Source organism: Caballeronia sp. LjRoot34, from assembly GCF_964253815.1.
GTDB lineage: Bacteria > Pseudomonadota > Gammaproteobacteria > Burkholderiales > Burkholderiaceae > Caballeronia.
Genome location: NZ_CAXUSB020000001.1, coordinates 825,318 through 852,224, shown reverse-complemented (window position 1 = coordinate 852,224; position 26,907 = coordinate 825,318). Strand labels below are relative to the sequence as shown.

Genomic DNA, 26,907 nt, shown 5'->3' with positions numbered 1-26,907 from the left:
ATGGTAATAAACTTCCTATATATTGCAAACGACTGATAAATTACTTTGATATGCGGATGGGTTATATATGAATCTGCACCAGTTCCGCTTCGTGCGCGAAGCCGTCCGGCAGAACTACAACCTCACCGAAGCCGCTAAAGCGCTGTTCACGTCGCAGCCGGGGGTATCGAAAGCGATCATCGAGCTGGAGGATGAACTCGGGGTCGAGATCTTCACGCGTCATGGCAAACGGGTTCGTTCGCTGACGGAACCAGGGCGAATTATCCTGGCATCGGTGGAAAAAATCTTGCAGGAAGTGGAAAGCCTGAAACGTGTCGGTAAAGATTACGCGGCACAGGATCAGGGCAATCTGGTGATCGCGGCCACGCATACGCAGGCGCGGTATTCGCTGCCGAACGCCATCGCGGAGTTCAAGAAGCGCTTTCCGAAGGTGCATCTTTCGATTCTGCAAGGCAACCCGACACAGGTCGCCGAAATGGTCATACATGATCAGGCGGATATCGCCATCGCCACGGAAGCGCTCGCCAACTATAAGGAACTGGTGTCGCTGCCGTGTTTCCAGTGGCACCACGTGGCCGTGATGATGCCGGACCATCCGCTGCTCGAGCGCAAGCTGCTGACGCTCGACGACCTCGCGCAATACCCGATCATCACCTACGACAACGCGTTCGCCGGCCGCTCGAAGATCAACCAGGCGTTCGCATTGCGCAACCTGTCGCCCGATATCGTGCTGGAAGCCATTGATTCCGATGTGATCAAGACTTACGTCGAGCTGGGCCTGGGCGTGGGCATTCTCGCGGATATCGCGTTTAACCCCGAACGCGACAAACACCTTCGCGCAATGCCCGTCGGCCATCTGTTCGGCACGAATGTCACGCGGCTCGCTTTGAAACAAGGCGCGTATTTACGCAGCTATGTGTACACGCTGGTCGAACTGCTCTCGCCTTCGATGAACCGCAAGCTGATCGAGCAGGCGCTGTCCGGCGAGCACGAAACCTACGAGCTTTGATTGACCGGGGTTCGAGCACGACCTAAGACACGGGCAACGCTCGCGTCGAAACCCGCGCCGTGCGATTTTTGTCATCCCACACTTCAGCGTTTTTAAACCACACCTCTTCGCGGAGACCTTCCAATGAAGTTGTCGAAGTTCATGCGCCCGGCGCTGATGGTCAGCGCGCTCGCGTTTTTCAGTGCAGCGGCTAACGCGCAACTGAAAGTTGGTATCGATTTGTCGAGCACCGGTCCGGCGGCCGCCATCGGGATCACGAGCAAGAACGCCATGCTGATGTGGCCGAAGACTATTGCGGGTCAACAGGCGGAATACATCATTCTCGACGACGGCTCCGACCCGGGCGCGGCCGTGCGCAATATCCGCAAGCTGATTACAGAAGACAAGGTCGATGTGATCGTCGGACCGAACATCACGCCGGCAGCGCTCGCGGCGCTCGATCCGGTGGCCGAATACCAGACGCCGATGATCACGCTGATTGGCTCGGCATCGGTTGTCGAACCGCAGGAAGGCAAGAAGGTGTGGGCGTTCAAGATGGCCCAGACCGACCGCGCAATGGCCGATGTGATGACCCGCACGATGGTCAACCGGAACGTGAAGACGGTCGGTTTCATCGGTTTCGCCGATAGTTACGGCGATAGCTGGTTCAACGAATTCTCGAAGTTCGCCGAGTTGCGGCATATCAAGGTGGTCGCGAGCGAGCGTTTTAATCGCACCGACACGAGTGTGACCGGGCAGATTCTCAAGCTGATGGCCGAGAAACCCGATGCGGTGCTGATCGCGGGCGCGGGTACGCCGACGGTGTTGCCGGAACGCACGCTGATCGAGCGCGGTTATAAAGGCGCGATTTACCAGACACACGGCATTGCGACGCCGGAGTTCATCAAGCTCGGCGGCAAGGACGTGGAAGGCACGCTGTTCCCGACGCAGCCGGTGGTGGTCGCGCGGACTTTGCCCTCTGATCATCCATCGAAGAAAGCGGCGCTGGCTTTCGTTGACGCTTACGAGGCGAAGTACGGCAAGGGGTCGGTCACGCAGTTTGCCGGCGATGCAGCCGGGGTCTATCCGCGGCTGCAGGATGCGGTCGGGCGTGCGTTGAAAGCCGGGCAACCGGGGACGGTGGCGTTCCGGGTGGCATTGCGCTCGGAGCTGGAACACGCGCATGAACTGGTCGTGCCTAACGGCGTGGTCAACACGAGCGCGACCGATCACGTCGGGTTGGATCAACGGGCGAGCGTGATGGGCATCATCAAGAACGGCCAGTTCACGTATTTGAGCCAGTGAGTGCGCCGGTGAACGCGGTAGCCTGCTGCGTGCATCCAAGGGCTTGCCCGCGGAAACGATTTTCGGCATAATCGCTGACTTGCCGGTTGGCGTCGGGATTTTTCCGCCTCCAGTCGGCTGGTTCAAATGCTGTTTGCCCGGGTGGTGAAATTGGTAGACGCAGGGGACTCAAAATCCCCCGCCGCAAGGCGTGCCGGTTCGATTCCGGCCCCGGGCACCATTTCCAAAAAGCCGTTTCTGCGTATGCAGAGACGGCTTTTTCGCATTGAGCCCGCGCCGGATCAACGCTAGCAAGAAGCAGCGGTCAACCCGGGGAATCCACCGATCAGATCAACGACAGTCCCCAGCCACGCGCGACCCAAGCGGCTCCCGACAGCCGCGATCCCGCTGCGGCGCTCGGAAAGATTACGGATGGTGCCGCTTTGACAGGTCCGCTACGAACTCGCTCAGGCCGTTCTGAAGATCGTCCTGGCGGAGTTCGAACGCCGCCGATTCCCCTGCGAGCGGCATGGCCGGGTATCACCGCCGCCCCGATCAGAACACCTTCGTTCCTCGATCTGTTCGTAACGCGGCTCGCGACCGAAAGGCCCTGACTGCCCCCTCCCCCGTCACGATTGTTTCCTTCCTCTCAAACCCCACCGCACAAACAGATATCATGTGCGCTCGTTAATACTGCCGTGCTTACCCGGCATTCCTGCTGGAGTTTCTATGGCCTCATCCCCTGATAGCGTCAGCATGGCGTTGTTTTGCGACTTCGAAAACGTCGCCCTCGGCGTGCGCGACGCAAAGTACGACAAGTTCGACATCATGCCGGTGCTCGAACGGCTGCTCCTCAAAGGCAGCATCGTAGTGAAAAAGGCTTATTGCGACTGGGATCGCTACAAAGGTTTTAAAGCCGCCATGCACGAAGCGAGTTTCGAGTTGATCGAAATTCCGCACGTGCGTCAGTCGGGCAAGAATTCAGCGGATATCCGGCTCGTCGTCGATGCGCTCGATCTCTGCTACACGAAATCGCACGTGGATACCTTCGTCATCATCAGCGGCGATTCGGACTTCTCGCCGCTGGTGTCGAAGCTGCGTGAGAACGCGAAAAAGGTGATCGGCGTCGGTGTGAAGAACTCCACGTCCGACCTGCTCGTCGCGAACTGCGATGAATTCATTTTCTACGATGACCTCGTCCGCGAGCAGCAACGCAGCATTGCGAAACGCGAAGCGCGCGAGGCCCGTGAAGCCCGCGACGCGCGGGAGGCGAACGCAACGGCATCGTCGGCGAAGCGCTCACCCGACGACGACCGCCAGCCCAAGCAGGAACTCGAAGCACGCAAGGCCAAGGCCATCGCGATTGCGGTGGAAACATTCGATGACCTCGCTTCCGAGCGCGGCGAGAGCGGGAAGATCTGGGCCTCGGTGCTCAAGAGCGCGATCAAACGGCGCAAACCTGATTTCAACGAGTCGTACTACGGCTTTCGCGCGTTCGGCAATCTGCTGGAGGAAGCGCAGGTACGTGGTCTGCTCGAAGTGGGACGGGACGAAAAGTCGGGTTCATTCGTGTTTCGCACGCAGTCGGTGGCCGTCACTGAATCGGTAAGGGACATCGAGGCGCCCGTCGTGCCGAAGGAAAACCGCCAGACGGGGAATACGGGTAGCTCGGGCAACGACCGGAATCGGCGGAAAGGCCGCAACCCGCGTCAGCAAGTTTCCGAACCACTCTTCGATGAACCGCGCGAGGCCCAATCCGGAACGTATATAGAACCGCGCTCCAAATCGGGTGGCGAGCACGACCGCAGAGACGGACCGAACCCGCAATCGCAGGTCGTGGAACCGCTCCTCAACGAACTGCAAGATGCGCAGCAACCTGAGGCGCAGGTGGACACGCGACCCAGGCAGGGCCGCGAACGCAATCGCAGAAACAACCGGAACGCAAGGCCGCAGGTCCACGAACCGCTGTTCGATGTAGCACATGAAGCGCCACCCGAAGCTCATGTGGAAGCCGCTGACGAGCAGCCGTTCTTCACGCTACCGCCGAAGGCCAAGGAAGAATTCGTGTTCGTGGAACGCACGGAAGAAGCACTTGCGCCACCCAGCGAAGTAAGCGAAACGCCGTCACCCAAACGCGGCGTGGCGCGGCGTGGACGTCAGGCGGCAGCGAAGAAAGTCGTGGCAAAGACGCAGCCGGAAGTGCCGGTTGAGGTTGCCGCTGCGGGTGAAACTGCTGACAGAACGGACGCGTCTCCTGCAAAGAAAACGGCTGCGAAAAAGACGCCACGTAAAACGGCTCCCGCTAGCCGGCGTCCGCGAAAGACAGCGGCCGCAACGAGCGAAGAGTGAACGTTTGAAGACCGGGCATCGCCATGACGTGGTTGTCATGGCGATGCTGGTTTGTTGGAAAATTGCTTGTCGTTAAACGGCTGGAGCGCTCTGGTGACAGCTAGGGCATTGAGAGCTTGGCTCGCCGCGGCCGGACTTATCCGACTCCGCATTTAACGTAACAACTCGACGCCTTAGGGCTCTGGAATCTCCAGATCCATCAACGCCGAACTCAGCGATTTTCCATGCGCATCGAGGGCAAGCGATCGAGTCACGCCACCGCCCAGCGCGCGCCCGAGTACGAAATTAACCGCCGCTATTCCCGGCAATTCAAAGCGCATCACGTCGCCCTTTACCACGTCGCTCAGATGCGCTTTCACGCGCTCCGGCGTGACATGTGCGAGCAGATGATCATAGTGCCGTGCGTCGTAACAGATCACCGATACATTCAGCGTATTGCCCTTATCGCCGGTTCGGGAATGAGCAAGTTGGCGTAGTTTCATCTCAGGCCTCCACCATTTCAAACGATGGCCGCACGAGTTCTCGTGGCAACAAAACCGACTGCACCGCAATCACTTCGCGAGCAGTCTTTGTCACCCCGCCGCCGCCCGCCGGACCGTTTGTATAAAGCGTCTCTACTTCGTTGCCGATACGAACAGCCTGCTCCATCGAATCCGTGCGACCGGCTACACGCACCCGAACTTCATACGGTTCCACGTTACGCTCACCCAGCGTCGCGCCGTGCAATGAATCGATACCGATCAAATCGAAGCGCAGTTCGCTGGTCGCAACGCCAATTATCTCCAACCGCTCCCGCACAATCTCAAGCGCCAGTTTCGCGCGCGCGACAGCACCCGGACCGCCATAGGAAATCTGCCCCTCGCCGATAAACCCATCCAGATAAGCCACGGTCACCTTCAACGTCCCGGTACGCGATGTCCCGCGGCCACCGCTTACGTGCACACGATCCGGTGCCTCCTCCACCACGCGAACCTGCGTGAAGTCGGCGACGACATCGGGCTGCAGATATCGGCGGGGATCGTGGATCTCGTACAGCAGTTGCTCCTTGCACGTAGCCTCCGTCACACGGCCGCCGGCATGCGCGACCTTGGTGATCGTGACGCAGCCATCGGCGTCGACCTCGCCTATCGGGAAGCCGAGGCGTGCGAGCATGGGTACGTCCTTAAACCCGGGATCGGCGAAATAACCGCCGGTGATCTGTCCCGCGCATTCGAGCAGATGCCCCACCACCGTCGCCTGTCCGAGCGTGGTCCAATTGTCCATCGCCCAGCCGAATGCGTGGATCAGCGGCGCCGTGAACAACGACGGATCGGCGGCGCGACCGGTGAGCACGATATCGGCACCGGCCTGTAATGCTTCGACAATCGGCTCTGCGCCCAGATACGCATTCGCCGAAACGAGCCTGCTGTCGTAGTCCGCAACGCTATCGCCCGATTCCTCGAATCGATACGCTCCTTGCCTCACGACATCGAGTACGTCGTCGCCGCTCACTGCCGCGATTTTCAAACCGATCAAACCCAGCTCGCGCGCAATCGATGCCGTCTTGCGCGCCGCCGCCAGCGGATTCGCCGCGCCCATGTTCGAGATAATCCGCACGCCGTTGCGCGTAGCCGCCGGCAACACTGCGCGCATCCGGGCCTCGAGCAACGGGTCGTAACCCAGCTCCGGATTCGCTCGCCGCGCCTGTTGCGCAAGTGCGATGGTTCGCTCTGCCAAGCATTCGAACACGAGATAATCGAGCGCTCCGTGTTCGGCCAGTTCGACCGCAGGCTCGATACGGTCGCCCGAGTAACCCGCGCCCGCGCCGATCCGCACGCGGACGGCTTGGGTCACAGCGTTGAGTGCAGCAGTCATACCCATTCCTTGCGTGAAGAGAACGCGCTCAAAGAGGAAAGATGCCCAGTACGACGCACGCGATCGTCATCACGATCGATGCGCCGAACAACAGCGGAAACGTGAATTTCTGATGATCGGCGAGATCGATGCCGGTCAGCCCGACGACCAGGAACGTCGCGGGCGTGAGCGGGCTGACCGGGAACCCCGTCGTCATCTGCCCAAGCAATGCTGCCTGGCCGACGTGCACGGCGGGCACGCCAAGCTGCCCTGCCACTTCCGCGATCACAGGCAGCACGCCGAAGTAAAACGAGTCGGGATCAAAGAGCATGCTGAGCGGCATCGATAAGAAACCGAGTGCGACCGGGATGTGCGTTGCCATCGACGGCGGCACGAACCCAACGGCGGCTTGCGCCATCGCCTTGAGCATGCCGCTGCCTTGCATCACGCCCGTGAACACGCCGGCCGCGAGCAGGATGCCGGCCATCATTAGCGCGGCGCGTGCGTGAGCATCAATGCGCTGACGCTGCATATCCACGTTCGGATAGTTGACGAGCAACGCGACGCACAACCCGACCATGAACATGATCGCCGGCGGAATCTTCTCGCCCATTACCACCATCGTGCCGAGCACTATCAGCGTCAGCACGATGTTGAACCAGAAATTCTTTGGTCGACGCAGCGCTTTCTGTTCGTCGGTGAGTTCGCGCGCCGGCACGTGCCCCGGCATCGGGATTGCGCCGTCGGCACCCGTGTATCCCAATCGTTTTTCCTCGCGCCGGCCAAGCCACCACGCCACGCTGAACACAAATATAAGGCCCACGATCTGCACCGGAATCAACGGATTGAATAACGCCGATATAGGCAGATGCAGCGACGCCGACGCGCGGATCATCGGCCCGGTCCACGGCAGGAAATTGATCCCCGCCGCCATCGATGCCGCCGCAGCCAGCACGCGCCGATCCATCTTGAGACGGTCGTAAAGCGGCAGCATGGCGGGGATGGTCACGAGAAAGCAAACTGCGCCCGAGCCGTCGAGGTGAATCAGCAGCGCTAGCAGCGTCGTGCCCATCACAATGCGCGTCGGCCGCGTGCCGACCGTGCGCAAGATGCGGTCGATGATCGGATCGAGCGTGCCGGCGTCGGTAATCGTGCCGAAATACAGGATCGCAAACACGAACATGCCGACCACGGGCGCAAGGCTCTTCAGCCCGTCGATGACAAACTTGCTGGTCTGCAAGCCGAAGCCGCCGATCAGCGACGCCGCTATCGGCACGATGATCAGCGCGACCAGCGGCGACATCCGTTTTGAAAGAATCGCCGCGAGCAGGACAACGATAGTGGCCAGGCCAAGTAAGGGCAGCAAGGTTTGTCTCCGATCTTTTTAATCGATTGTTTTATGAGTCAACCAAGCGTAATTTCTGGACGTCGATAAAACAATTGAAATGATTTGATGGCAGCAATCACATTTCATAATGGTCGAAAACCATGGACCTGAATCTCCGCGACATCCGCGCGTTCATCGCCGTTGCGCAGGCGGGTAATTTCACGCGCGCGGCGGTGCGGCTGCATCTGTCGCAGCCCGCGTTGACGGTGCAGATCCGGCGCCTCGAAGAAACGCTCGGCGCGCGGCTGTTCGACCGCAATAGCCGCAGCGTTGCGTTGACGCCGGTCGGCCGGGATTTGTTGCCCGTCCTGCAAAAATCGCTCGGCGACATGGAGCAGGTCCTCCACGACGCCCGCGCGCTCAGCGACGGTTCCACCGGCACGGTGCGGCTCGCGTGCCTGCCGTCGTTCGCCGCAAGTTTGCTGCCCGATCTGATCCAGGATTTCAGACGCGAGTTGCCGCACGTGTCGTTTCAGATCCGCGATGTGGTGGCGAGCGTCGTCAACGCGCTGGTGCGTAACGAGGATGTAGACGTGGGCCTGACCGGCGGCGACGTCACCGATGCCTCGCTGGAAGTGCTACACGCCGGGGAGGACCGGCTGTGCGTGGTATGCCCGGAGGGGCATCCGTTGACGGCTGGGAAGCGGATCGGCCTGGAGGAGATCGTCCGCTATCCGCTGGTGTTGACGGCGGCGGGAACGAGCGTGCGGGCAGTGGTGGATGCCGCGTTCGAGCATGCCGGCTGCGCCCCCGTGCCCACCTGCGAGCCGACCTACATGATGACGGCGGTTGCAATGGTCCGGGCAGGGCTAGGCGTGACCATCCTGCCCCGCTCGGCGCGCGAAGTGCGCGCGGAACCGGCACTGGTGACGCGGGTTATCGATGAACCGGGTTTCGTGCGGCCGATTGCGCTCGTGAAGAAGCGCGGACGCACGCTGCCGCCCGTGACGGAGGCGTTTGTCGGCGTGATCGTCAAAGGGCTTGGGCAGCGCGGAGAGTGAAAGCGCGGTGATCGATTCAACGCATGTAGGCGAACACGGCCAATCTCTTCATACCGTTGCGCTTGAGGGCGCAGCGGCGTGGGCCCTGCGTGTTTCAGACGTCTCCATTCAAGTCTCCGTGACTTCGTTTTGCTGTCACGCGGACGCCTAGATCAGCAACAGCAAGGCTGCGCCATACACCACGGCGCCGAGCAGGAAGGTCATGACGGTGAAGCCAAGCACGCGCTGCACACCGACACCCGCCATGGCGACAACCGGCGCGGCCCAGAACGGCTGCAGCATGTTGGACACCTGTTCACCCATGGCGACTGCCATCGTCGCGCCGGGTACCGATGCATGGAGCGCCACCGCCGCCGGCACCACGAACGGGCCTTGCACCGCCCAGTGGCCGCCGCCCGACGGCACGAGGAAGGTCACGATCAGCGAACACACATAACTCCAGAACGGCAGCGTATGCGCGTTCGAAATGGCGATGAAAAAGTGCGACAGCACGTCGGGCAAACCGGTCGCCTCCATGATCCCCATGATGCCGCCGTAGAGCGGGTATTGCAGCATCATCGACCCGGTCTGGCGCGCGGCGTTCTTGATGGCATCGGCGTAAGCGAGAGGGTAGCCGTGCAGCACCACGCCCGCGAAGAACATCACGAAGATCACTGCGTTCACGCCGCTGAAGCTGGTCTTGTGCGTCCACGCAATCGCCAGGAACGACACCCCCGCCGCACCGATAAACGCGCTGCCCACCCACGAATATTCGAGCCACTTCGCCGGTGTGAGCTTGCCTGACGGACGCGTCTTGGCAGGCGGATCGGGATTCTTGTCGAGATCGAGTACGACGATGTCTTCATCGGCGGGCTTGAGGAAGGCAAGCACGATCGGCGTGGCGATCAGCATCACGATGGTCGGCACCAGGTTGAACGCGGTGAAAACCGTGCTGCTGAACGGCAGCACCTGTCCCGTCAGTTTTTCGACGACGTTCATCGCGCTGCCGTGTGTCGCCTGGGCGAGTGCGATTGAACTTGAGATGCCGCTCGCCCATACGACCCAGCCGGAGAAACCCGCCGCGACGATCCACGCAAAGTCCACGCGCATGCGCTTGGCGACTTCACGCGCGAGCAGCGCTGCGACCACGAGCCCGAAACCCCAGTTGAGAAACGATGCCACGGCTACCGACACAAAGGTAAGCGTGGCAGCCTGGACCGGCGTGCGCGCAAGCGAAACGACCGCACGAAAAAGCCGCTGCACAGGGGGCGCGTGCGCGAACGCATGGCCCGTGACGAGGATCAGCGTGATCTGGAACGCAAACGTCAGGATATCGAAGAAACCCTTGTACCAGCCGCCAACAATTCCAATGAACGAAGGATGAGGCGCGAACAACGCTGAAACGACTGCGACGAACGCGGTGATCAGGATAGCGAGAACAAACGGGTCGGGGATTACTCGCTCGAAAAGCTCAATGGTCGCGTTGGTGAAGCGCGTTTTACCGCTGCCGCCCGAAGGTGAGGCGCTCGCCGGTTTCATGTCAGTCTCCTTGTCATTGTTGTTGGATGTTTCAGCGTCGAGCGGTGTTAGAAGTCATATAGCGCGGCAGGGTTGTCGACCAGAATCGCGCGGCGTTGCGCGGGGTTTTCCACCCAGTGCGAAAGCAGGTCGAACAGTGCGGTATCGTCGGGCTTGGTAGCCTCGGTTGGATGCGGCCAGTCGCTGCCCCACACCAGCCGCTCAGGCGCGGCGCCGACCCACGCATGCGCCGCGCGGTCCATATCGCTGTAGCGTTGCGCTTCGCCCACGCGCGAATCAAGGTACGGACCCGACAACTTCAGCCACGCACGACCGCCATCCAGCAGCGAGCGCACGATGCCAAACGCGGGATGATCAATGCCGTCGGGTAACGACAAACGCGCGAGGTGATCGAAGACGATCTTCGACGGCAGGCGTCTCAGCAAAGCCTCATGTTCGACGATCTGCGCCGCCGTCCAATGCAACTGGACATGCCAGCCAAGTTCATGCACCCGCCGCGACAGCGACTCCACCATCTCGAAGCCGACCACCGCCTGCACCGGCGTGTACAAAGTGAAGCGAATCCCGCGGATACCGCCGGCATGCAGCGTGACCAGTTCGGCATCGGTCACGTCGGTGCGCAGCACAGCCACGCCGCGCGTACGGTCGGCGCCGAGTTGCTGGATGGCATCGAGTGTCACGCGGTTGTCGACGCCATAGATGCGCGGCGTCACGACCACCGTGCGCGTCGTGCCAATGCGCGCCTGCAACTCACGCCGATAATCATCGGCAGTTGCGTTGTTCACCATCGTGCCGGTGTGCGGAAAGCGGGCATCGTAGACATGCATGTGCGCATCGCAGGCAAACGGTGGCGCTGGAGTGATTTCGGGCATGACGTGTCTCCGTTCGTTTTATTGGCTTTTATTCAATCACGCGCTTCGCCCGCAGCACTTCGATGTCGTCGCTCGACATGCCTTGCTCGCTCAGCACTTGCTCTGAATCCTGTCCGAACGTGGGGGCGGCAAACGGTTCGGGACCTGGCGTCCGGCCGAACCGGATCGAGCGCTTGAGCCCGCGATATCGCCCCACCACCGGATGTTCATACGTCGCGATCATGTCTTCGGCCAGCACCTGCGGGTCGTCGAACATATCTTCCACCGTGCGCGCCGCCGCGCACGGCACGTCTTCGCCGAACAGCGCTTCCCATTCCAGCGCGCTCTTCGCGGCCAACGCGGCGTGAAGTTGCGGCACGATTTCGTTCACATGCAGCGCGCGCTTCCTGACGGTATCGAAACGCGGATCGGCGGCGAGTGCATCAAGGCCCGTCTTGCGGCAGAGCGCCTGCCAGAAATGCGGCGTGTTGGCGGAGATGTAGAGGTATCCTTCGCGCGTCGGATGAATGCCGGTGATGCCGCCTGAACGCATGTCCCGGCCGACTTCGCGGGGCTCGCTGTCGGCCCAGACGAGACGCGCCGACTGCATGGCAAGCGCGCTGCGCAACAGCGACACGCCCACGTATTGCCCCTCGCCGCTGCGCTCACGCTCGAACAGCGCCGACGCCACGCCACCGGCCACCAGCGCCGCCGCGTAGTAATCCACCACCGATCCGTACAGCACCTCGGGCGGGCCGCCGCTCTTGCCTTGCATCGAGCACATGCCGGTCATGGTCTGCAGCACCTGGTCGTAACCGGCCTTGTCCTTGAGCGGCCCGGTTTCGCCATAACCGGTCACGGCGCAGTAAATAAGCCGCGGATTGAGCGCTTTCAGCTGCTCGTAATCAATACCCAGCCGCGCCGGCACGCTCGGCCGGAAGTTGTGCACGAGGACGTCGGCGCTGGCCACCAGCGCCTTCAGCGCGGCCAACCCTTCAGGTTGTTTGAGGTCGAGCGCGAGGCCGAGCTTGCTGCGGTTCACGCCGAGAAAAGCCCGGCTTTCGCTCTCAAGGGTCGAGGGATATTTGCGCAGGTTGTCGCCTGCGGGCGGCTCGATCTTGATGACTTCAGCGCCCTGGTCGGCGAGCAGGCTGCACCCATACGGCCCGGCGATATACGCGCTCAAGTCGAGCACGCGAATGCCGCTCAGCGGCCCGCGTGCGCCATCGGGTCTGCGGGATGACACGCTCATGCCTGCGGCTCCCGGTCTTGCGTTGACGCAACCGTCGAAGCCGCAATAGAAGCCGCATTAGAAGCTGCCTGAGCCACGATCGCCCGAGCCCGCGCGAGGAATGGGCCGTCGATCATCTTGCCGTCGACCACATACGCGCCCCGGCCTGCCGCATCGGCTTCTGCCGCCGCTTCGACCACACGTTGCGCGTGGGCGATCTCATCGGGCGTCGGCTGGAACACTTCATTGGCGAGCGCAACCTGGCTCGGATGAATGCAGCTCTTGCCGATAAAACCAAGACTGCGCGCGAGCCGCGCTTCGGCCTGGAAACCAGCCTGATCGCGGATATCGGCGAACGCGGAGTCGTAGGCGAACACGCCCGCCTCTCCCGCCGCCATGCTCAGGGCGAACATGGCCTGCTGGATCGCCGCGGTCTCCCGTCGCGCGATGCCCAGCGGCTCGAACAAGTCGCCCAGCCCAAGCTGCAATCCTTTCACGCGAGGATGCGCGCTGGCCAGTTCAAACGCACGACGCAACGCGCCCGGCGATTCGATATTCAGCAGCAAGCCAATCGGCTCGGTCACGCCGTTAGCGCGTTCAGCGGCATCGAGCGCGTTCGCGGCTGCCCGGACGTCGTCGGCGTTGCGCGGTTTCGGCAAGTTGATCAGATCGACGCCCGCCTGCACGACGGCGGCGAGATCGGCTTCGAAATGAGGCGAGTCGATGGCGTTCACGCGCACGATCAGCGTCTTGCCGCCGAACCGGTCCGCAGGAGAAGAGGAAGCGTTCGAACCCGGCGGAGAACCCAGGAGAAAATCGCGCAGATGTGCCCGGGCTTCGGGCTTGCGCGCTTCGGATACGGCGTCTTCGAGATCGAAAGAAAGGGCGTCTGCCTGGCTCGCCAGCGCTTTGGCGAACAGTTCGGGCCGCGAGCCCGGAACAAATAATTTGCTTTTCATGCCGCCAGTCTAGTCATCGGCACAATGAAGATAAAGCGATAGAATGTCCCTTCAAAATGAACTAAAAGTATCTTGTATGGAAACCTCGTTCCTGACCAGTTTCCTGCTGGTCGTCGATACCGGTTCCATGGCCGAAGCCGCTCGCCGCCTCGACCTGACGCCTGCCGCGGTCGCGCAGCAGATCCGCACGCTCGAACGCGAATTCGGCGCGCCACTGCTCGCGCGTGCCGGCCGGACGGTATCGGTCACGCCGGCCGGCAGCCGGATCGTCGCGCAGTCGCGGGGTTTGCTGCGTGAACTCGCCGACCTGAAGATCCTCGCCAACGACGAATATGCAACCGGCGAGCTCAAGCTCGGCACGATCAATACGGCGCTACATAGCCTGCTGCCCGATATCCTCGCGCGTTTTGTCAGCGCTCATCCGCATGTGAAGGTGTTCATCCAGTCGGGGACGTCGAACGAATTGTATGAAGCATTGCGGCAAGGTGACGTCGATGCAGCCGTCTGCACGCATCCCGCCTTCGCGATGCCGAAAACCTTCGTGTGGGAATTGCTTCGAGAGGAACCGCTGGTGGTAATCGCGCCGCAGAGCCTGGCGAAACGCGATGCGCATGACCTGCTCGCGCACGAGCCGCTGATCCGCTACGACCGCTCGCTCGCGGGCGGTAAAGAAGCGGAGCGTTATCTGAGGCGAGTCGGTATTGTGCCCAACGAGCGCTTCGAACTAAGCTCGCTCGCGGCCATCGCGATGATGGTGGACCGTGGACTCGGGGTATCGCTCGCACCCGATGTCGCCTCTCCAATGACCAGCGCCCTGCGCATCGCGCGGATCAGCTTGCCGATGGAGTCCGAGCCGCGCCGCTTTGGCGTGCTCTGGAAACGGGCGTCGGTACGTGACCGGCTGATTCGCGGCCTGGTGGACTGCGCGCTGCAATGCGTGCGCGGATCGATGGTATGAAATTACCGGGGTTGTTCGCGGCGCCTCAAAAATAATACGGCGGCACGCTCGCGCGTGCCGCCGTATGTGGCGCTTGAAACATGCTGTCCCGGGCGCCTTACTCCAGGCCTTGCCGCTTACTGCGGTTGACCCTTGTCGTTGATACCCATGGCTGAAGCAGATGAGATGCGGCAGCCGATGCGCCCTTCAGGTGCGATGCCTTGTCTTACTTGGCCGCCGTACCGCTTGCGCCCGATGCTGCCTTCTTCTTATGCTTGAAGTGCGGCAGATGCGGCTTGGGTTCTTTCGGGCTGACAGCAGGCTTGCTTTCGTCAGTCTTCGAACCACCACCCGCACCTTGTGCCATTGCCGTGCCTGCGAACGCGAATGCGAGCGCACCAACCATTGCAATTTGCGAGAACTTCTTCATTTGCCAATCTCCCTGGAGTGTTGAATCGATTGCAGCATCGCATTGTTGTTCGAAATGTAAAGAAATTCAACGAATTCAGAATATTCCTATCGGAAATTGGTCTTGGCTAGCTCCACGATTTCGTCGCCGCGACCATTCAGGATCGCGCGCAACATGTAAAGGCTGAAGCCTTTGGCCTGCGCCAATTCCACTTTGGGCGGCATCGCCAGCTCATGCTTTGATGTCACCACATCCACGAGCGCCGGCCCGGGATAAGCGAAAGCCTTTTGCAGAGCCTCTGCGATGTCCTCGGACTCCTCTACCCGGATGCTGAAAATGCCCGCACCCTGAGCGATGGCGGCGAAGTCCGTTTTGGCCAGATCGACGTTGGTATCGAGGTAACCGGCGGCCTTGAGCTCCATGGAAACGAAGCCGAGCAGACTGTTGTTATAAACCACCACTTTGATCGGCAGGTCGAGTTGGCGGGCGCTGAGCAAGTCGCCGAGCAGCATCGATAAACCGCCATCGCCCGAGAGCGAGATCACCTGGCGCCCCGGATTCGCGCCTTGGGCACCGAGCGCCTGCGGCATCGCGTTTGCCATCGAGCCGTGGTTGAACGAGCCGTGAAGCTGGCGTTTGCCGTTCATCGTGAGGTAACGCGCGGCCCAGACGGTCGGCGTGCCGACATCGACGGTAAAAATGGCGTCTTCCGAGGCGGCTTCGTTAATCAGTTTCGTCAGGTATTGCGGATGAATCGCGTTGCCCGGGCCTGACGGCGTGGCGAGTTCATCGAGTCCCTTTCGCGCCGTTGCATAGTGCTTGCGGGCGGTATCGATGAACTTGCGGTCAGACTTGCGCGTAAGCTTCGGCAGGACCGCCGCGATGGTCTCCTTGACCGTGCCGACCAGCCCAAGCGCGAGCGGCGCGCGCGAGCCGAGCTTCGAGCCGCGCCAGTCGATCTGGATGATCTTGGCGTCGGCGGGATAGAACGGCCGGTAGGGGAAATCGCAGCCGAGCAGCAGCAGCGTGTCGCACGACATCATCGCGTGATAGCCGGAGCTGAAACCGATCAGCCCCGTCATGCCGACGTCGTACGGGTTATCCCATTCAATGAACTGCTTGCCGCGCATGGCGTGGACGACCGGTGCGCCCAGCACGTCCGCGAGCGCAACCACTTCGTCGTGCGCGCCCGCGGTGCCGCTGCCGCACATCAGCGTCACCGCTTCCGAGTCGTTCAGCATGGCCGCGAGCCGGTCGATATCGATGTCCGACGGCAGGATGGTCGACGGTCCCGTGGCGGACCAGCCGGGCTTTTCCGCGGGCGCGTCGCTCAACGCGACGTCGCCGGGTAACACGATCACCGCGACGCCGCGCTCTTCGATCGCCGTGCGCATCGCGCGTGCGAGCACGCGGGGAAACTGCGCGGCGCTCGACACGAGTTCCACGTAATGGCTGCATTCCTTGAACAATGCGGTCGGATGCGTCTCCTGGAAATAGCCCAGTCCAATTTCCGTCGACGGAATATGCGCGGCAATCGCCAGCACCGGCTGCTGGTTACGGTGACAGTCATACAAGCCGTTGATCAGGTGCAGGTTGCCCGGGCCGCAACTTCCCGCGCATACGGCAAGCTTGCCAGTGGATGCGGCGTCGGCACCTGCCGCAAACGCGGCTACTTCCTCGTGGCGGGTGTGCATCCATCGAATGGAGCCGAGCTGCTCGAGGCTGTAGGCGAGCCCGTTCAGGCTGTCGCCAGTAACGCCCCAGATACGTTCGACGCCTGCTGCCGCCAGCGTCCTGGCCAAAAATTCCGCAACCGTGTTTCTTGCCATGTCCTGCTCCTTGGGTGAAAAGAGGGATCGGAGTGCTCGATCGGGTGCCGGATTGTCAGCATCCTTTCGTCATACGCGTGGAACGGGTCAAAACGGCTCAAAGCGAAAAGCATAAACGTCACGCAGGGGATCAACTATGAAAAAACCTTAATCGCCTGCTTTACGGATGGCCGACGATAGAGGCTGAGGGTCGATGCGCCGGTATGCAATGCATTCAACAGGGCCCTCGTTCATGATGTGCTCACCTAAATCCCGGTGTTGCTCGGCGGCCGCCGCAAGGGATCGAAGCACGCGGGTTGCTAGAATGTCCGTCCCTTCTTTCTGCCTGAGCCAAGAACCACCCTGATGGATCTCGAACGCATTCTTTTCACGCAGGGTTTCGGCTCGCGCCGCCAATGCCGCGCGCTGATAGCCGATGGCCGCGTGTCCATCGCGGGCTCGTCCTGTAGCAATGCCGCCAATGCCACGATCGACATTGCGTCCGACACGCTCGCGTCATTCGAGTTTCAAGTCGATGGCGCGACATGGCGATATCGGGAGAAAGCGTATCTGGTACTGAACAAGCCGCCGGGCTACGAGTGCTCACGTGATCCGCAGCACCACCTGAGCGTCTTTCACCTATTGCCGCCACAGTTGACCGAGCGCGGCGTGCAATGCGTGGGACGTCTGGATCAGGACACGACCGGCCTTCTGCTCCTCTCCGATGACGGCGCGTTCGTGCATGCGTTCACATCGCCGAAACGCAAGGTACCGAAGGTGTATCTGGCGACCACGCGCCATCCACTGGACGATGCTCAACTCTTGGCGTTGCGCAATGGCGTCTTGCTGCATGGCGAATCGCAACCCGTTGCAGCGGTCAGCGCTGAACAACGCGACGAGCGCCAGCTCGAACTTTCGGTGCTCGAAGGCAAGTATCACCAGGTGAAGCGGATGGTTGCGGCGGCGGGGAACCGCGTGGAGAAATTGCATCGGGAGCGTATTGGCGGGTTTGCTCTGCCCGATGAACTGGCCGAGGGCCAATGGCGCTGGCTGGACGATGCAGACCTCGCCATGCTCAGGCATTGCTGACGCGCTTCGTGTGTCATATTCGTGCGACAGCGCGCCAAGTCACGATCACGGCGGGTTTAACGTCTCCATCAGAGCAGCCCAACGCGCTGCATCCATCCGGGCGCTTCGAGCGTAGAAGGTGGCATCCCCCCTGCTTTTCGACATTTATGCCCACACAACAAAAACGCCGCATCGTGACATTGGGTCTTGCCAGCCTCGGCGCTGCAGCGCTCGCCGCCTGCAGTCCCGTCAAACTTTTGAACGCCACGATCCCGTCGAGTGGTTACAGGAAAACGTCAGATATCGCGTACGGAAACGATCCGCGCCAGGTACTCGATGTCTATGTACCCGCCGCCCCGGTGAGTGCTGGCCCGCGCCCGGTTGTCGTCTTTTTCTACGGCGGAAGCTGGCAGACCGGCAATCGCGGCAATTATCTGTTTGTCGCGCAGGCGTTGACGTCGCGCGGCTACGTGGCCGTGCTGCCTGACTACCGTACGTATCCGGAAACGGCGTTTCCTGGTTTTGTCGATGACGCAGCGGCTGCCGCGCGCTGGACCCACGATCACGCGCATGAATTCGGCGGCGATCCGTCGCGGCTGTTCGTCATGGGCCACTCAGCAGGCGCTCATCTGGCTGCGCTGATCGCGACCGATCCGCGTTATCTCGCTTCGCAATCGATGTCGAAAACCGACTTGCGCGGGGTGATCGGCCTAGCTGGACCTTACGATTTCCTGCCGCTCACGGATCCCACGCTATTCGACGTATTTCCGGCAGACACGCGCGCCGAGAGCCAGCCGATCAATTTCGTCACCGGCCACGAGCCGCCCATGTTCCTTGCAGCCGGCACGGACGATACCGTCGTCGATCCCGGCAACACCGACCGTCTGGCGGCCATGCTGCGCAAACATGGCGACTCGGTGGAGGTCAAACATTACGACGGCTTCGGTCATATCCGGATTGTTTCGGCGCTGGCGTTGCCGTTGCGTGGACGCTCCACCGTGCTCGTGGATATATCGGCGTTCATCGATTCGCAATAACCGCAGCATTACGCCCGCCGTAGCAATTCCATAGGTGTTAACACAACACGCTGGCGCCGCACTGCAGCATGGCTTTCTTACGACGAAAATCTATACTGCTTACACGACTATTAAAAGAAGCAGGAGGGCCACCATGGCCGCTCACACGACTATTGCAATGATTGCGTTCGTTGCCGTCAGCGTGTTGTTTATCGTCGGATTGCTGGTGACAATGCATCGGCACCATCGCTATCAACCCAACCTGATTGGTGCGCTGATCGGGGCCTTGCTGTGCTTCATCCTGCTGGAGACGCTGCCGGTACTGATGTAACGGCCGGATGAACGATCGCCTGGCGCAAGAAGTCGCCGATGCTCGGATAACGCAGCGCGTAACGCATTTCGTCTCGCAGCCGGGTGTTCTGCAGACGTCGCGATTCGCGCATGAACGAGAGCATCATCGGCTCGAGTTGCGCCTCCGCCTGCTCGCGCGAAACACGGGGAACGCGCGGCAAGCCGAACGCATCGGCAACCAGGTCGAAATAATCCCCCATGCGCAAGTCGCTGTCGTCCGATGCGTGCACCACGCGCTGCGGCCGCGCTCGGCGGATCGCGAGCACGAGAATGGCGGCGAGATCGTCGGCGTGGATATGGTTGGTGTAGACATCATCGGCCGGCGCAAGCGCCGGCGTCCCCTTGTGCAGTCGTGCCAGCGGCAGACGGTTGCCGGCGTAGATGCCGGGAATCCGCACAATCGATGCACTCAGCACGCCGCGCCGCGTCGCGCCCCGCAATTGCGTTTCCGCCGATACACGTCGTTTCGCGCGTGCGTTGTCCGGCCTGACCGGGCGCGTCTCATCGATACATGCCCCGCCACAATCGCCGTAAACCCCGGACGTGCTCGCGTAAATCAGGCGGATCCGCGGCCGGCGCGCGGCGGCGCCCGAAACCCGGTCGGGTACAATAGACGCTCTTTTTATGGCTTTGGCGTGCGCGTTGCCGCCCATTCTGACGGTCGCAGGCATACCGCTTTTGAAGGTCGCACGAAACCATCCGCGCCATGCCCGCTGACGGGCCACGGCGCTGGTCGCCTCGCGCGCAACGGAGCGGCGCGGCGCACTCAACGCGGCAATCAGCGCGCGGGTCCTGCTGTCGTCGTCGCCAGTTTTCTGCGGTGGCGCGAGATGCAGCACCGTGGATGCAAGACCGGCCAGCCGTCGCAGGCTGCGGCGCTCGTCCAGGTTAGCAATCAACGGTGTTGTGCCTGCGGCGCGCAATTCGGCTGCGCGCGCGGGTTGACTTGAAAGTGCGATCACGCGAGGCGCGGCGGCACGGTGGGCGAGAAGCGGCACGCAACGCAGGCCGACATCGCCGCAACCGGCAATCAGCACGCGCGCGCGGCGTAGTTTTCGAGTGGCTATCATGCTGTCGATTGTAGCCGCGACAGCTTTTGCATTTGTCTCATCCAACTCATCCAGGATCTATGGCTTTCAACGTAACGCTCCGGCAAAGCGGCCGGCAGTTTCAGGTAGAACCCGACGAAGCGGTGCTGCTCGCCGCCCTGCGTCAGGGCATAGGACTTCCCTACGGCTGCAAGAACGGAGCCTGTGGTTCATGCAAGGGCACGGTTGTGTCCGGCGAAGTCGAGCAGGCGCCGCATTCGTCGTCGGCGTTGTCCAACGACGAAAAAACCCGCGGCATGGCCCTGCTTTGCTGCGCGACGCCCAAGGGCGACCTGACGATCGACATACGCGAAGTGGCAGGCGTAGGCGACATTCAGGTCAAGAAGCTGCCTTGCCGCGTGAACGCGCTGGAACGCAAGGCGGCCGACGTCATTGAACTGAAGCTGCAATTGCCGGCCAACGAACGGCTGCAATACCTGGCTGGCCAGTACATCGAATTCATCCTGAAGGACGGCAAGCGCCGCAGCTATTCGATGGCGAGCCCGCCGCACCACGAAGGCCCGATCGAGCTGCACGTTCGTCACATGCCTGGCGGCACCTTCACGGACCACGTGTTCGGCACCATGAAAGAGCGCGACATTCTGCGCTTCGAAGGCCCGCTCGGCACGTTCTTCCTGCGTGAAGATTCAGAGAAGCCGATCGTGCTGCTCGCTTCCGGCACGGGCTTCGCGCCCATCAAGGCAATCATTGAACATGCTGTGTTCAAGAACCTGAACCGGCCCATGACGCTCTATTGGGGCGGCCGCCGCAAGCAGGACCTGTACATGATGGACATGGCCGAGCAGTGGGCGAAAGATGTACCGAACTTCTCGTTCGTGCCGGTGCTCTCGGAACCCGATGAAAGCGATGCGTGGACCGGACGTACGGGCTTTGTTCATCGTGCTGTCATCGAAGATCTGCCAGACTTGAGCGGCTATCAGGTGTACGCGTGCGGCGCGCCGGTGATGGTGGAATCGGCGCAACGCGATTTCACGAGTCATCACCGCTTGCCGGAGGACGAGTTCTACGCCGATTCGTTCACCAGCGCGGCGGATCTGGCCAATCCGGTTTAGGCGCACCAAAGCCTGCGAGTGTGGCGGCTCGACAAAAAAATCGGGCCGACATGGTTTACACGCAGGAACTTCGTAACGTATTCTTCGCGAATGCTCAAGATTTACGCCACTCTTCGACGTCGCCGCTCGCCGCTCCCCTAGGGATGCCGCTGGCTCGTCACGGATTGGCGCTTGAGTTTTCGAACCGGCGCACACTTCGCCACCATGAAGCCACGGAATTCCGTGGCTTTTTGCATTGTTGGTTCGGTTTTTTATCTCGCCACTTTTTTTACTTGCTGTTTTCGTGGAGCCCGCCGTCATGAATTTCCAAGAGTACCCCGTCGAATCGCTGATGTTTATCACGAACCGTCCTGAGATCGTGTTCACCCACGGCAAGGGTTCCTGGCTCTACGACAACAACGAGAAACGATACCTCGACTTCATCCAGGGCTGGGCGGTGAATAGTCTGGGTCATTGCAACGACGGCATGATCGAAGCCATGGACAAACAGGCTCGCACGCTGATCAACCCGTCGCCCGCGTTCTACAACGCGCCGATGGCCCAGCTCGCCGCCTTGCTGACCGCCAACAGCTGCTTCGACAAAGTGTTCTTCGCCAACAGCGGCGCCGAAGCCAACGAAGGCGCGATCAAGCTTGCGCGCAAGTGGGGCAAGAAGTTCAAGGGCGGCGCGTACGAGATCATCACGTTCGATCACAGCTTCCACGGCCGGACTTTGGCAACCATGTCGGCCAGCGGCAAGCCGGGCTGGGACACCCTCTATGCACCGCAGGTGCCGGGTTTTCCGAAGGCCGATCTGAACGACATCGCATCGGTGGAAAAGCTCATCACCGATAAAACCGTCGGCGTGATGCTCGAACCTATCCAGGGCGAAGGCGGCGTGATCCCGGCGACCCGCGAGTTCATGCAGGCTTTGCGCGCGCTGACGAAGAAACATGGGTTGCTGTTGATCGTCGATGAAGTGCAAAGCGGTTGCGGCCGGGCCGGCACCTTGTTCGCGTATGAATTGTCGGGCGTGGAGCCGGACATCATGACGCTCGGCAAGGGCATTGGCGGCGGCGTGCCGCTGGCCGCGCTGCTTTCGACTAAGGAAGTGGCGTGCTTCGAACCCGGTGACCAGGGGGGCACCTACAACGGCAATCCGCTGATGACGGCAGCGGGTTTTTCGGTGATTTCGCAACTGACGGCGCCGGGTTTTCTCGAAGGCGTGCGGGAACGCGGCGAGTATCTGAAGGCGCAGTTGTTGCAGCTTTCGGAAGAGCGCGGTTTTAACGGCGAACGCGGCGAAGGTTTGCTGCGCGCGTTGCTGCTCAATAACGACAACGGCCCGAAGATTGTCGAAATGGCGCGCGACATGGGACCGGATGGTTTGCTTCTGAACGCAGCGCGGCCGAACCTGCTGCGCTTCATGCCGGCGCTGAACGTGACGAAGGACGAGATCGACCAGATGATGTCGATGCTGCGCTCCGTGCTGGACGCGCTTTGATTATCCGGGTCTTCGATGAGCGCGACACGCAGGCCGTGCTCGCGCTCTGGGCACAAGCGTTTCCCGAATACGCCACGCCTGGCAAACCGCAGCGGGACCCGCGTTTATCGATTCGAAACAAGCTCGCCATGCAGCCGGAGTTCTTCTTCGTCGGCTTGCTGGAAGAGCGTCTGATCGGAACGGTGATGGCGGGTTACGACGGACATCGCGGATGGATGTATTCGCTCGCGGTCGCCAAGGATCAACGCGGCAATGGGTATGCCCGCGCGCTGGTCGAGCACGCGGAACGCGCGCTTGCCGCCATCGGATGTCCGAAGCTGAATTTGCAGATCATGGCGAACAAGCCTGAAACCCAGGCGTTTTACGCAAAGCTCGGTTATCAGAGGGATGAAGTGATCAGCCTCGGTAAGCGGCTTTGAACTTTTGATCGCGCATTAAAAAAAGCCGCATGCCCTTCTTCAAAGGCATGCGGCTTCTTCATTCGTTAACGCCGATTACTCGCCGACTCATTCACCCAAGTAAGCAGCCCGGACCTTCGGATCATCCAGCATGGTCTTTGCATCACCCGACATGGTGACCAGACCCGAATCCATCACGTACCCACGATTCGCCGCCTGCAACGCCAGCCGGGCGTTCTGCTCGACCAGCAACACTGTCAGCCCTTCGCCCGAAATCTCACGCACCACCTCGAAGATCTTCTCGACCATGATCGGCGAGAGACCCATCGACGGTTCGTCGAGGAGCAACAGCTTCGGCCGCGACAACAAAGCCCGCGCCATGGCCAGCATCTGCTGTTCACCGCCCGACAACGTGCCCGCATACTGCGACGCCCGCTCTTTCAGCCGCGGAAAGAAGCCGAACATGCGGTCGGTGTCCTTGTCGATTTCGTCCTTGTCGTTACGCAAGTACGCGCCCATCTGCATGTTTTCAAGAATCGACATGCGCGCAAAAATGCCCCGCCCTTCCGGCACCATCGCGAGGCCGCGCTTGAGCAATTCATGCGACGGCACACCCTTGATCGACTGGCCCATGTATTCGATATCGCCAGCCGAATACGCCTTCAGACCCGTGATGGCTTTCATCGTGGTCGTCTTGCCCGCGCCGTTTGCGCCGATCAGCGTCACGAGTTCGCCCTGGCCGACTTCCAGGTCCACGCCCTTGACGGCGTGAATACCACCGTAGCTGACCTGCAGGCCCTTGATCTTCAACATTGCGCCGTTCGCGCCATTCATCGTAGCCATCAGTGAACCCCTGCCCCGAGATAAGCCTCGATCACCTTCGGATCCTTTTGCACGTCGTGCGGCAGACCCTCGGCGATCACCTTGCCGTAATCGAGCACCGTCATCCGGTTGCACAATCCCATCACCAGTTTCACATCGTGTTCGATCAAGAGGATCGTGCGGCCGTCGCTGCGAATCTTGTCGAGCAGGCGCGTGAGCTCGACCTTCTCGGTCGCGTTCATGCCGGCGGCGGGTTCATCGAGTGCGAGCAACTTCGGATCGGTGGCAAGCGCACGCGCAATTTCCAGCCGGCGCTGGTGCCCGTACGACAGGTTGCGCGACGTGTAATCCGCGTATTGCAACACGCCCACATACTCCAGTAGCTCCAGCGCGCGCTCCTTGATTTCCTTCTCTTCACGACGCTCCGACGGCGTCTGCAACACCGCGCCGATCAGGCCGTGCTTCGTTCGCACGTGGCGTCCGACCATCACGTTCTCGAGCGCCGTCATGCCGCCGAACAGGCGAATGTTCTGGAAGGTACGCGCAATGCCCGCCTTCGCCACCTGATGCACGGCGGTCGGCGTGTACGGCGTGCCATCGAGCACGAACGAACCCGAATCCGGCGTGTACAAGCCCGTGATCACGTTGAAGAACGTGGTCTTGCCTGCGCCGTTCGGGCCGATCAGGCCGTAGATTTCTCCTTCCCTGATTTCCAGGCCAACTTCGGCCAATGCCTGCAAGCCGCCGAAGCGCTTGTTCACGCCCTTCACGGACAGTCGAATGGGTTTTTCGCTCATTGTTTTTTCTCCGCTGCTCGAGGCTTAGGCACGCACCGGCTTCTTGCCAGCGCGCTTCGCAATCTTCGCGATCTTGTCTTCGTGTTTCGGAGACGGCCACAGGCCTTCCGAGCGATACAGCATGATCAGCACCATCGCGAGACCGTAGAGCAACTGGCGGATGACTTCGGTGTCCACGATCTGATGACCGAAGATGAAGTTCTGCAGCGGACCCATAGTCGAGCGCAGGAATTCGGGGAACACGGCGAGCAGCACCGCGCCCAGGATCACGCCTGGAATGTGGCCCATGCCGCCCAGCACCACGCAGGCCAGCACCACGATGGATTCCCAGAACGTGAACGATTCCGGCGAGACGAATCCCTGGAACGTACCGAACATCGCGCCCGACAAACCGCCGAATGACGCGCCCATCGCGAAGGCCAGCAGCTTCACGTTACGGGTGTTGATGCCCATCGCCTTGGCGGCGATTTCGTCTTCGCGGATCGCGGCCCACGCGCGGCCAATACGCGAATGCTGCAAGCGTACGCACACGAAGATCACGAACAGCGAACACAGCACGAACAGGTAGTAATAGTTGTAAACCGAGGGGAAGTTGAACCCGAACAACGAATGGGACTTCGATAAATCGAAGCCGAACAGCGACACCGGATCAACGCCCGTAATCCCCTTCGGCCCGTTCGTGATGTTGATCGGACGATCCAGGTTGTTCATAAAAATCCGGACGATTTCCCCGAAGCCCAACGTCACGATAGCCAGGTAATCGCCGCGCAGACGCAGCGTCGGTGCACCGAGCAACACGCCGAAGGTGGCCGCCAGCGCCATCGCGCACGGCACGATGATCCAGAACGGCGTATGCAGGCCATTGGGGAACAGGTGCGCGATCCACTCGAACTGCGTGGTCAGTTGCGGCGAGGACAGCAACGCAGCCACGTATGCGCCCACCGCGTAAAACGCGATGTAGCCCAAGTCCAGCAGGCCGGCAAAACCCACCACCACGTTCAGGCCAAGCGCCAACATCACGTACAGCATCGCGAAGTCGAGCACGCGGACCCAGTAATTGCCGCCGGCCGCGCCGATCAACATGGGCGCGAGGATCACGAGCGCGGTAACCAGCACCGTGACGGCGTAATTCTTCGCCGTTTTTCTTTCAGGGATGAGCGTGGTCGACGGCTCGATCGGTTGAATTGAAGTCATGCTTGGTCTCCCTGTTTAAGCGCGATCTGCGACACGTTCGCCGAGCAGGCCGGACGGACGGAACACCAGTACAACGATCAGCACGATGAACGCGAACACGTCCTGGTAGTTACTGCCGAACACACCGCCCGTCAAATTGCCGATATACCCGGCACCCAGTTGTTCGATCAGGCCGAGCAGCACGCCGCCCACCATCGCACCGCCCAGGTTGCCGATCCCCCCCAGCACCGCCGCCGTGAATGCCTTCAACCCAGGGATGAAGCCCATGTAGAAGTGCGCGTTGCCGTATTCGGAGGCGATCATCACACCGGCGAGCGCAGCAAGCGCAGAGCCGATCATGAAGGTCGCGGAGATCACGAAATTAGGGTTGACCCCCATCAGGCTCGCGACGCCCGGATTCTCGGCAATGGCGCGCATCGCCCGGCCGAGTTTCGTCTTGTGCACGAGCAGCAGCAAGCCGCCCATCACGAGGAACGCGACCACGATAATTACAATTTCCGTCATTGAAATGACGGCGCCCGGACGATCGGCCGTTGCGGTGATCACGTTGATCGGATCAGTCGGCAGCAGTTGCGGAAAGGCCAGCGGATTGCGGCCCCAGATCATCATGGCCAGCGTCTGGAGAAGAATCGATACACCGATAGCCGTAATCAGCGGCGCAAGACGCGGCGCCCTACGCAAAGGCCGGTAAGCCACGCGTTCGATGGTGTAGCCGACCAACGCGCAGACGACTGCGGCAACCAGTAGCGCGATGACCAGCACCAACGATAACGGCATGCCCGGGAAATGGTTCTGCATGACGCCGATGGCAGACAGCGCGACCATGGCGCCGACCATCAGCACATCCCCGTGTGCAAAGTTGATGATGCCGAGAATCCCGTACACCATCGTGTAACCCAACGCGATGATGGCGTAGACGCTGCCAAGCACCAGCCCGTTGATAATCTGCTGGATGAAGATATCCATTGAAGGCTCCTTAGCCCGTGCGACTAGATTTACGCTTTATCGCTGGCCGATAAACCGAAGGGAAGAAAAAAACGCAACCGCACCGCGCGTACTTGA

The 26,907-nt window shown here is 61.1% G+C and carries 25 protein-coding genes and 1 tRNA gene; 12 read left to right on the top strand and 14 right to left on the bottom strand.

Going from position 1 to position 26,907, the window contains the following annotated elements:
* Positions 1-67: 67 nt before the first annotated feature.
* The 4 genes from ACSQ36_RS03670 to ACSQ36_RS03655 all read left to right on the top strand — a co-directional run bounded on the left by ACSQ36_RS03670 (position 68) and on the right by ACSQ36_RS03655 (position 4,621).
* Positions 68-1,009 (top strand): CysB family HTH-type transcriptional regulator, encoded by a 942-nt coding sequence (locus tag ACSQ36_RS03670; protein ID WP_213762452.1) that lies wholly within the window; start codon positions 68-70, stop codon positions 1,007-1,009.
* 123 nt (positions 1,010-1,132) lie between these two features.
* The gene (locus tag ACSQ36_RS03665) at positions 1,133-2,293 is read left to right on the top strand and encodes an ABC transporter substrate-binding protein (RefSeq protein ID WP_436180941.1); all 1,161 of its coding nucleotides are present in this window, start codon (positions 1,133-1,135) and stop codon (positions 2,291-2,293) included.
* 135 nt (positions 2,294-2,428) lie between these two features.
* Positions 2,429-2,513, top strand: a tRNA-Leu gene (locus tag ACSQ36_RS03660).
* 515 nt (positions 2,514-3,028) lie between these two features.
* On the top strand, positions 3,029-4,621 hold the full coding sequence (locus ACSQ36_RS03655) for an NYN domain-containing protein (RefSeq protein ID WP_436183077.1): 1,593 nt from the start codon (positions 3,029-3,031) through the stop codon (positions 4,619-4,621).
* Positions 4,622-4,794: 173 nt separating this feature from the next.
* Here ACSQ36_RS03655 and ACSQ36_RS03650 read toward each other — a convergent pair whose 3' ends face one another.
* From ACSQ36_RS03650 to ACSQ36_RS03640, 3 genes are read right to left on the bottom strand one after another with little or no spacing between them, the layout of a single operon-like run.
* Positions 4,795-5,103, bottom strand: a complete 309-nt coding sequence (locus ACSQ36_RS03650) for an AtuA-related protein (RefSeq protein WP_436180940.1) — start codon at positions 5,101-5,103, stop codon at positions 4,795-4,797.
* 1 nt (position 5,104) lies between these two features.
* The gene (locus ACSQ36_RS03645; protein ID WP_436180939.1) at positions 5,105-6,475 is read right to left on the bottom strand and encodes an acyclic terpene utilization AtuA family protein; all 1,371 of its coding nucleotides are present in this window, start codon (positions 6,473-6,475) and stop codon (positions 5,105-5,107) included.
* Positions 6,476-6,503: 28 nt separating this feature from the next.
* On the bottom strand, positions 6,504-7,820 hold the full coding sequence (locus ACSQ36_RS03640; RefSeq protein ID WP_436180938.1) for a CitMHS family transporter: 1,317 nt from the start codon (positions 7,818-7,820) through the stop codon (positions 6,504-6,506).
* Positions 7,821-7,942: 122 nt separating this feature from the next.
* On the opposite strand from ACSQ36_RS03640, the gene ACSQ36_RS03635 reads away from it, so the two are divergent.
* Positions 7,943-8,842, top strand: a complete 900-nt coding sequence (locus ACSQ36_RS03635; RefSeq protein WP_436180937.1) for a LysR family transcriptional regulator — start codon at positions 7,943-7,945, stop codon at positions 8,840-8,842.
* Between the two features lie 147 nt (positions 8,843-8,989).
* On the opposite strand, the gene ACSQ36_RS03630 is transcribed toward ACSQ36_RS03635, so the two are convergent.
* Genes ACSQ36_RS03630 through ACSQ36_RS03615 form a run of 4 tightly spaced genes read right to left on the bottom strand, consistent with a single transcriptional unit; the run spans position 8,990 to position 13,401 of the window.
* Entirely contained in the window at positions 8,990-10,360 is a 1,371-nt protein-coding gene (locus tag ACSQ36_RS03630) for a short-chain fatty acid transporter (protein ID WP_436180936.1), read from the bottom strand.
* 47 nt (positions 10,361-10,407) lie between these two features.
* On the bottom strand, positions 10,408-11,232 hold the full coding sequence (locus ACSQ36_RS03625; protein ID WP_436180935.1) for an amidohydrolase family protein: 825 nt from the start codon (positions 11,230-11,232) through the stop codon (positions 10,408-10,410).
* Between the two features lie 28 nt (positions 11,233-11,260).
* A complete protein-coding gene (locus ACSQ36_RS03620) occupies positions 11,261-12,463 on the bottom strand; it encodes a CaiB/BaiF CoA transferase family protein (RefSeq protein WP_436180934.1) in 1,203 nt (400 codons plus the stop codon).
* Positions 12,460-13,401, bottom strand: coding sequence for an HpcH/HpaI aldolase/citrate lyase family protein (locus ACSQ36_RS03615; RefSeq protein ID WP_213762378.1), 942 nt, complete (start codon positions 13,399-13,401; stop codon positions 12,460-12,462). The genes ACSQ36_RS03620 and ACSQ36_RS03615 overlap by 4 nt, the downstream gene beginning before the upstream one ends.
* Positions 13,402-13,477: 76 nt before the next feature.
* Here ACSQ36_RS03615 and ACSQ36_RS03610 point away from each other — a divergent pair, with 76 nt between their 5' ends.
* Positions 13,478-14,359 (top strand): LysR family transcriptional regulator, encoded by an 882-nt coding sequence (locus ACSQ36_RS03610; protein ID WP_213762377.1) that lies wholly within the window; start codon positions 13,478-13,480, stop codon positions 14,357-14,359.
* Positions 14,360-14,564: 205 nt separating this feature from the next.
* Here ACSQ36_RS03610 and ACSQ36_RS03605 read toward each other — a convergent pair whose 3' ends face one another.
* Together ACSQ36_RS03605 and poxB are read right to left on the bottom strand one after the other, a co-directional pair.
* A complete protein-coding gene (locus tag ACSQ36_RS03605) occupies positions 14,565-14,768 on the bottom strand; it encodes a hypothetical protein (protein ID WP_213762376.1) in 204 nt (67 codons plus the stop codon).
* 86 nt (positions 14,769-14,854) lie between these two features.
* Positions 14,855-16,576 carry a ubiquinone-dependent pyruvate dehydrogenase gene (poxB, locus tag ACSQ36_RS03600; RefSeq protein WP_436180933.1) on the bottom strand — a complete coding sequence of 574 codons (1,722 nt, stop codon included), beginning with the start codon at positions 16,574-16,576 and terminating at the stop codon, positions 14,855-14,857.
* 345 nt (positions 16,577-16,921) lie between these two features.
* Here poxB and ACSQ36_RS03595 point away from each other — a divergent pair, with 345 nt between their 5' ends.
* From ACSQ36_RS03595 to ACSQ36_RS03585, 3 genes are all read left to right on the top strand, one after another.
* Positions 16,922-17,644, top strand: coding sequence for a pseudouridine synthase (locus ACSQ36_RS03595; RefSeq protein WP_436180932.1), 723 nt, complete (start codon positions 16,922-16,924; stop codon positions 17,642-17,644).
* Between the two features lie 146 nt (positions 17,645-17,790).
* A complete protein-coding gene (locus ACSQ36_RS03590; protein ID WP_436180931.1) occupies positions 17,791-18,660 on the top strand; it encodes an alpha/beta hydrolase in 870 nt (289 codons plus the stop codon).
* Positions 18,661-18,793: 133 nt separating this feature from the next.
* Complete coding sequence (locus ACSQ36_RS03585) at positions 18,794-18,970, top strand: hypothetical protein (RefSeq protein ID WP_213762372.1); 177 nt, start codon at positions 18,794-18,796, stop codon at positions 18,968-18,970.
* Here ACSQ36_RS03585 and ACSQ36_RS03580 read toward each other — a convergent pair.
* Entirely contained in the window at positions 18,936-20,060 is a 1,125-nt protein-coding gene (locus tag ACSQ36_RS03580; protein ID WP_436180930.1) for an NAD-dependent epimerase/dehydratase family protein, read from the bottom strand. The genes ACSQ36_RS03585 and ACSQ36_RS03580 overlap by 35 nt on opposite strands.
* Before the next feature lie 59 nt (positions 20,061-20,119).
* Here ACSQ36_RS03580 and ACSQ36_RS03575 point away from each other — a divergent pair, with 59 nt between their 5' ends.
* The 3 genes from ACSQ36_RS03575 (at position 20,120) to ACSQ36_RS03565 (ending at position 23,053) form a co-directional block, all read left to right on the top strand.
* Positions 20,120-21,151, top strand: coding sequence for a CDP-6-deoxy-delta-3,4-glucoseen reductase (locus ACSQ36_RS03575; protein ID WP_213762370.1), 1,032 nt, complete (start codon positions 20,120-20,122; stop codon positions 21,149-21,151).
* Positions 21,152-21,449: 298 nt separating this feature from the next.
* Positions 21,450-22,634 (top strand): acetylornithine transaminase, encoded by a 1,185-nt coding sequence (locus ACSQ36_RS03570; RefSeq protein ID WP_436180929.1) that lies wholly within the window; start codon positions 21,450-21,452, stop codon positions 22,632-22,634.
* Positions 22,631-23,053 carry a GNAT family acetyltransferase gene (locus ACSQ36_RS03565; RefSeq protein ID WP_436180928.1) on the top strand — a complete coding sequence of 141 codons (423 nt, stop codon included), beginning with the start codon at positions 22,631-22,633 and terminating at the stop codon, positions 23,051-23,053. The genes ACSQ36_RS03570 and ACSQ36_RS03565 overlap by 4 nt, the downstream gene beginning before the upstream one ends.
* An 87-nt stretch (positions 23,054-23,140) precedes the next feature.
* On the opposite strand, the gene ACSQ36_RS03560 is transcribed toward ACSQ36_RS03565, so the two are convergent.
* Genes ACSQ36_RS03560 through ACSQ36_RS03545 form a run of 4 tightly spaced genes read right to left on the bottom strand, consistent with a single transcriptional unit; the run spans position 23,141 to position 26,811 of the window.
* Positions 23,141-23,845, bottom strand: a complete 705-nt coding sequence (locus ACSQ36_RS03560) for an ABC transporter ATP-binding protein (RefSeq protein ID WP_089163536.1) — start codon at positions 23,843-23,845, stop codon at positions 23,141-23,143.
* Positions 23,846-23,874: 29 nt separating this feature from the next.
* The gene (locus tag ACSQ36_RS03555; RefSeq protein WP_436180927.1) at positions 23,875-24,651 is read right to left on the bottom strand and encodes an ABC transporter ATP-binding protein; all 777 of its coding nucleotides are present in this window, start codon (positions 24,649-24,651) and stop codon (positions 23,875-23,877) included.
* A gap of 24 nt (positions 24,652-24,675) precedes the next feature.
* Positions 24,676-25,845, bottom strand: a complete 1,170-nt coding sequence (locus tag ACSQ36_RS03550; protein WP_213762366.1) for an ABC transporter permease subunit — start codon at positions 25,843-25,845, stop codon at positions 24,676-24,678.
* 15 nt (positions 25,846-25,860) lie between these two features.
* On the bottom strand, positions 25,861-26,811 hold the full coding sequence (locus ACSQ36_RS03545) for a branched-chain amino acid ABC transporter permease (protein WP_436180926.1): 951 nt from the start codon (positions 26,809-26,811) through the stop codon (positions 25,861-25,863).
* Positions 26,812-26,907: the final 96 nt, after the last annotated feature.

Excerpts from the sequence above, each read along its gene's own strand:
- ACSQ36_RS03670 (WP_213762452.1), top strand. The coding sequence starts at position 68 with ATGAATCTGCACCAGTTCCGCTTCGTGCGCGAAGCCGTCCGGCAGAAC.
- ACSQ36_RS03665 (WP_436180941.1), top strand. The coding sequence starts at position 1,133 with ATGAAGTTGTCGAAGTTCATGCGCCCGGCGCTGATGGTCAGCGCGCTC.
- ACSQ36_RS03655 (WP_436183077.1), top strand. The coding sequence starts at position 3,029 with ATGGCGTTGTTTTGCGACTTCGAAAACGTCGCCCTCGGCGTGCGCGAC.
- ACSQ36_RS03650 (WP_436180940.1), bottom strand. The coding sequence starts at position 5,103 with ATGAAACTACGCCAACTTGCTCATTCCCGAACCGGCGATAAGGGCAAT.
- ACSQ36_RS03645 (WP_436180939.1), bottom strand. The coding sequence starts at position 6,475 with ATGACTGCTGCACTCAACGCTGTGACCCAAGCCGTCCGCGTGCGGATC.
- ACSQ36_RS03635 (WP_436180937.1), top strand. The coding sequence starts at position 7,943 with ATGGACCTGAATCTCCGCGACATCCGCGCGTTCATCGCCGTTGCGCAG.
- ACSQ36_RS03630 (WP_436180936.1), bottom strand. The coding sequence starts at position 10,360 with ATGAAACCGGCGAGCGCCTCACCTTCGGGCGGCAGCGGTAAAACGCGC.
- ACSQ36_RS03625 (WP_436180935.1), bottom strand. The coding sequence starts at position 11,232 with ATGCCCGAAATCACTCCAGCGCCACCGTTTGCCTGCGATGCGCACATG.
- ACSQ36_RS03620 (WP_436180934.1), bottom strand. The coding sequence starts at position 12,463 with ATGAGCGTGTCATCCCGCAGACCCGATGGCGCACGCGGGCCGCTGAGC.
- ACSQ36_RS03615 (WP_213762378.1), bottom strand. The coding sequence starts at position 13,401 with ATGAAAAGCAAATTATTTGTTCCGGGCTCGCGGCCCGAACTGTTCGCC.
- ACSQ36_RS03610 (WP_213762377.1), top strand. The coding sequence starts at position 13,478 with ATGGAAACCTCGTTCCTGACCAGTTTCCTGCTGGTCGTCGATACCGGT.
- ACSQ36_RS03605 (WP_213762376.1), bottom strand. The coding sequence starts at position 14,768 with ATGAAGAAGTTCTCGCAAATTGCAATGGTTGGTGCGCTCGCATTCGCG.
- poxB (WP_436180933.1), bottom strand. The coding sequence starts at position 16,576 with ATGGCAAGAAACACGGTTGCGGAATTTTTGGCCAGGACGCTGGCGGCA.
- ACSQ36_RS03595 (WP_436180932.1), top strand. The coding sequence starts at position 16,922 with ATGGATCTCGAACGCATTCTTTTCACGCAGGGTTTCGGCTCGCGCCGC.
- ACSQ36_RS03590 (WP_436180931.1), top strand. The coding sequence starts at position 17,791 with ATGCCCACACAACAAAAACGCCGCATCGTGACATTGGGTCTTGCCAGC.
- ACSQ36_RS03585 (WP_213762372.1), top strand. The coding sequence starts at position 18,794 with ATGGCCGCTCACACGACTATTGCAATGATTGCGTTCGTTGCCGTCAGC.
- ACSQ36_RS03580 (WP_436180930.1), bottom strand. The coding sequence starts at position 20,060 with ATGATAGCCACTCGAAAACTACGCCGCGCGCGCGTGCTGATTGCCGGT.
- ACSQ36_RS03575 (WP_213762370.1), top strand. The coding sequence starts at position 20,120 with ATGGCTTTCAACGTAACGCTCCGGCAAAGCGGCCGGCAGTTTCAGGTA.
- ACSQ36_RS03570 (WP_436180929.1), top strand. The coding sequence starts at position 21,450 with ATGAATTTCCAAGAGTACCCCGTCGAATCGCTGATGTTTATCACGAAC.
- ACSQ36_RS03560 (WP_089163536.1), bottom strand. The coding sequence starts at position 23,845 with ATGTTGAAGATCAAGGGCCTGCAGGTCAGCTACGGTGGTATTCACGCC.
- ACSQ36_RS03555 (WP_436180927.1), bottom strand. The coding sequence starts at position 24,651 with ATGAGCGAAAAACCCATTCGACTGTCCGTGAAGGGCGTGAACAAGCGC.
- ACSQ36_RS03550 (WP_213762366.1), bottom strand. The coding sequence starts at position 25,845 with ATGACTTCAATTCAACCGATCGAGCCGTCGACCACGCTCATCCCTGAA.
- ACSQ36_RS03545 (WP_436180926.1), bottom strand. The coding sequence starts at position 26,811 with ATGGATATCTTCATCCAGCAGATTATCAACGGGCTGGTGCTTGGCAGC.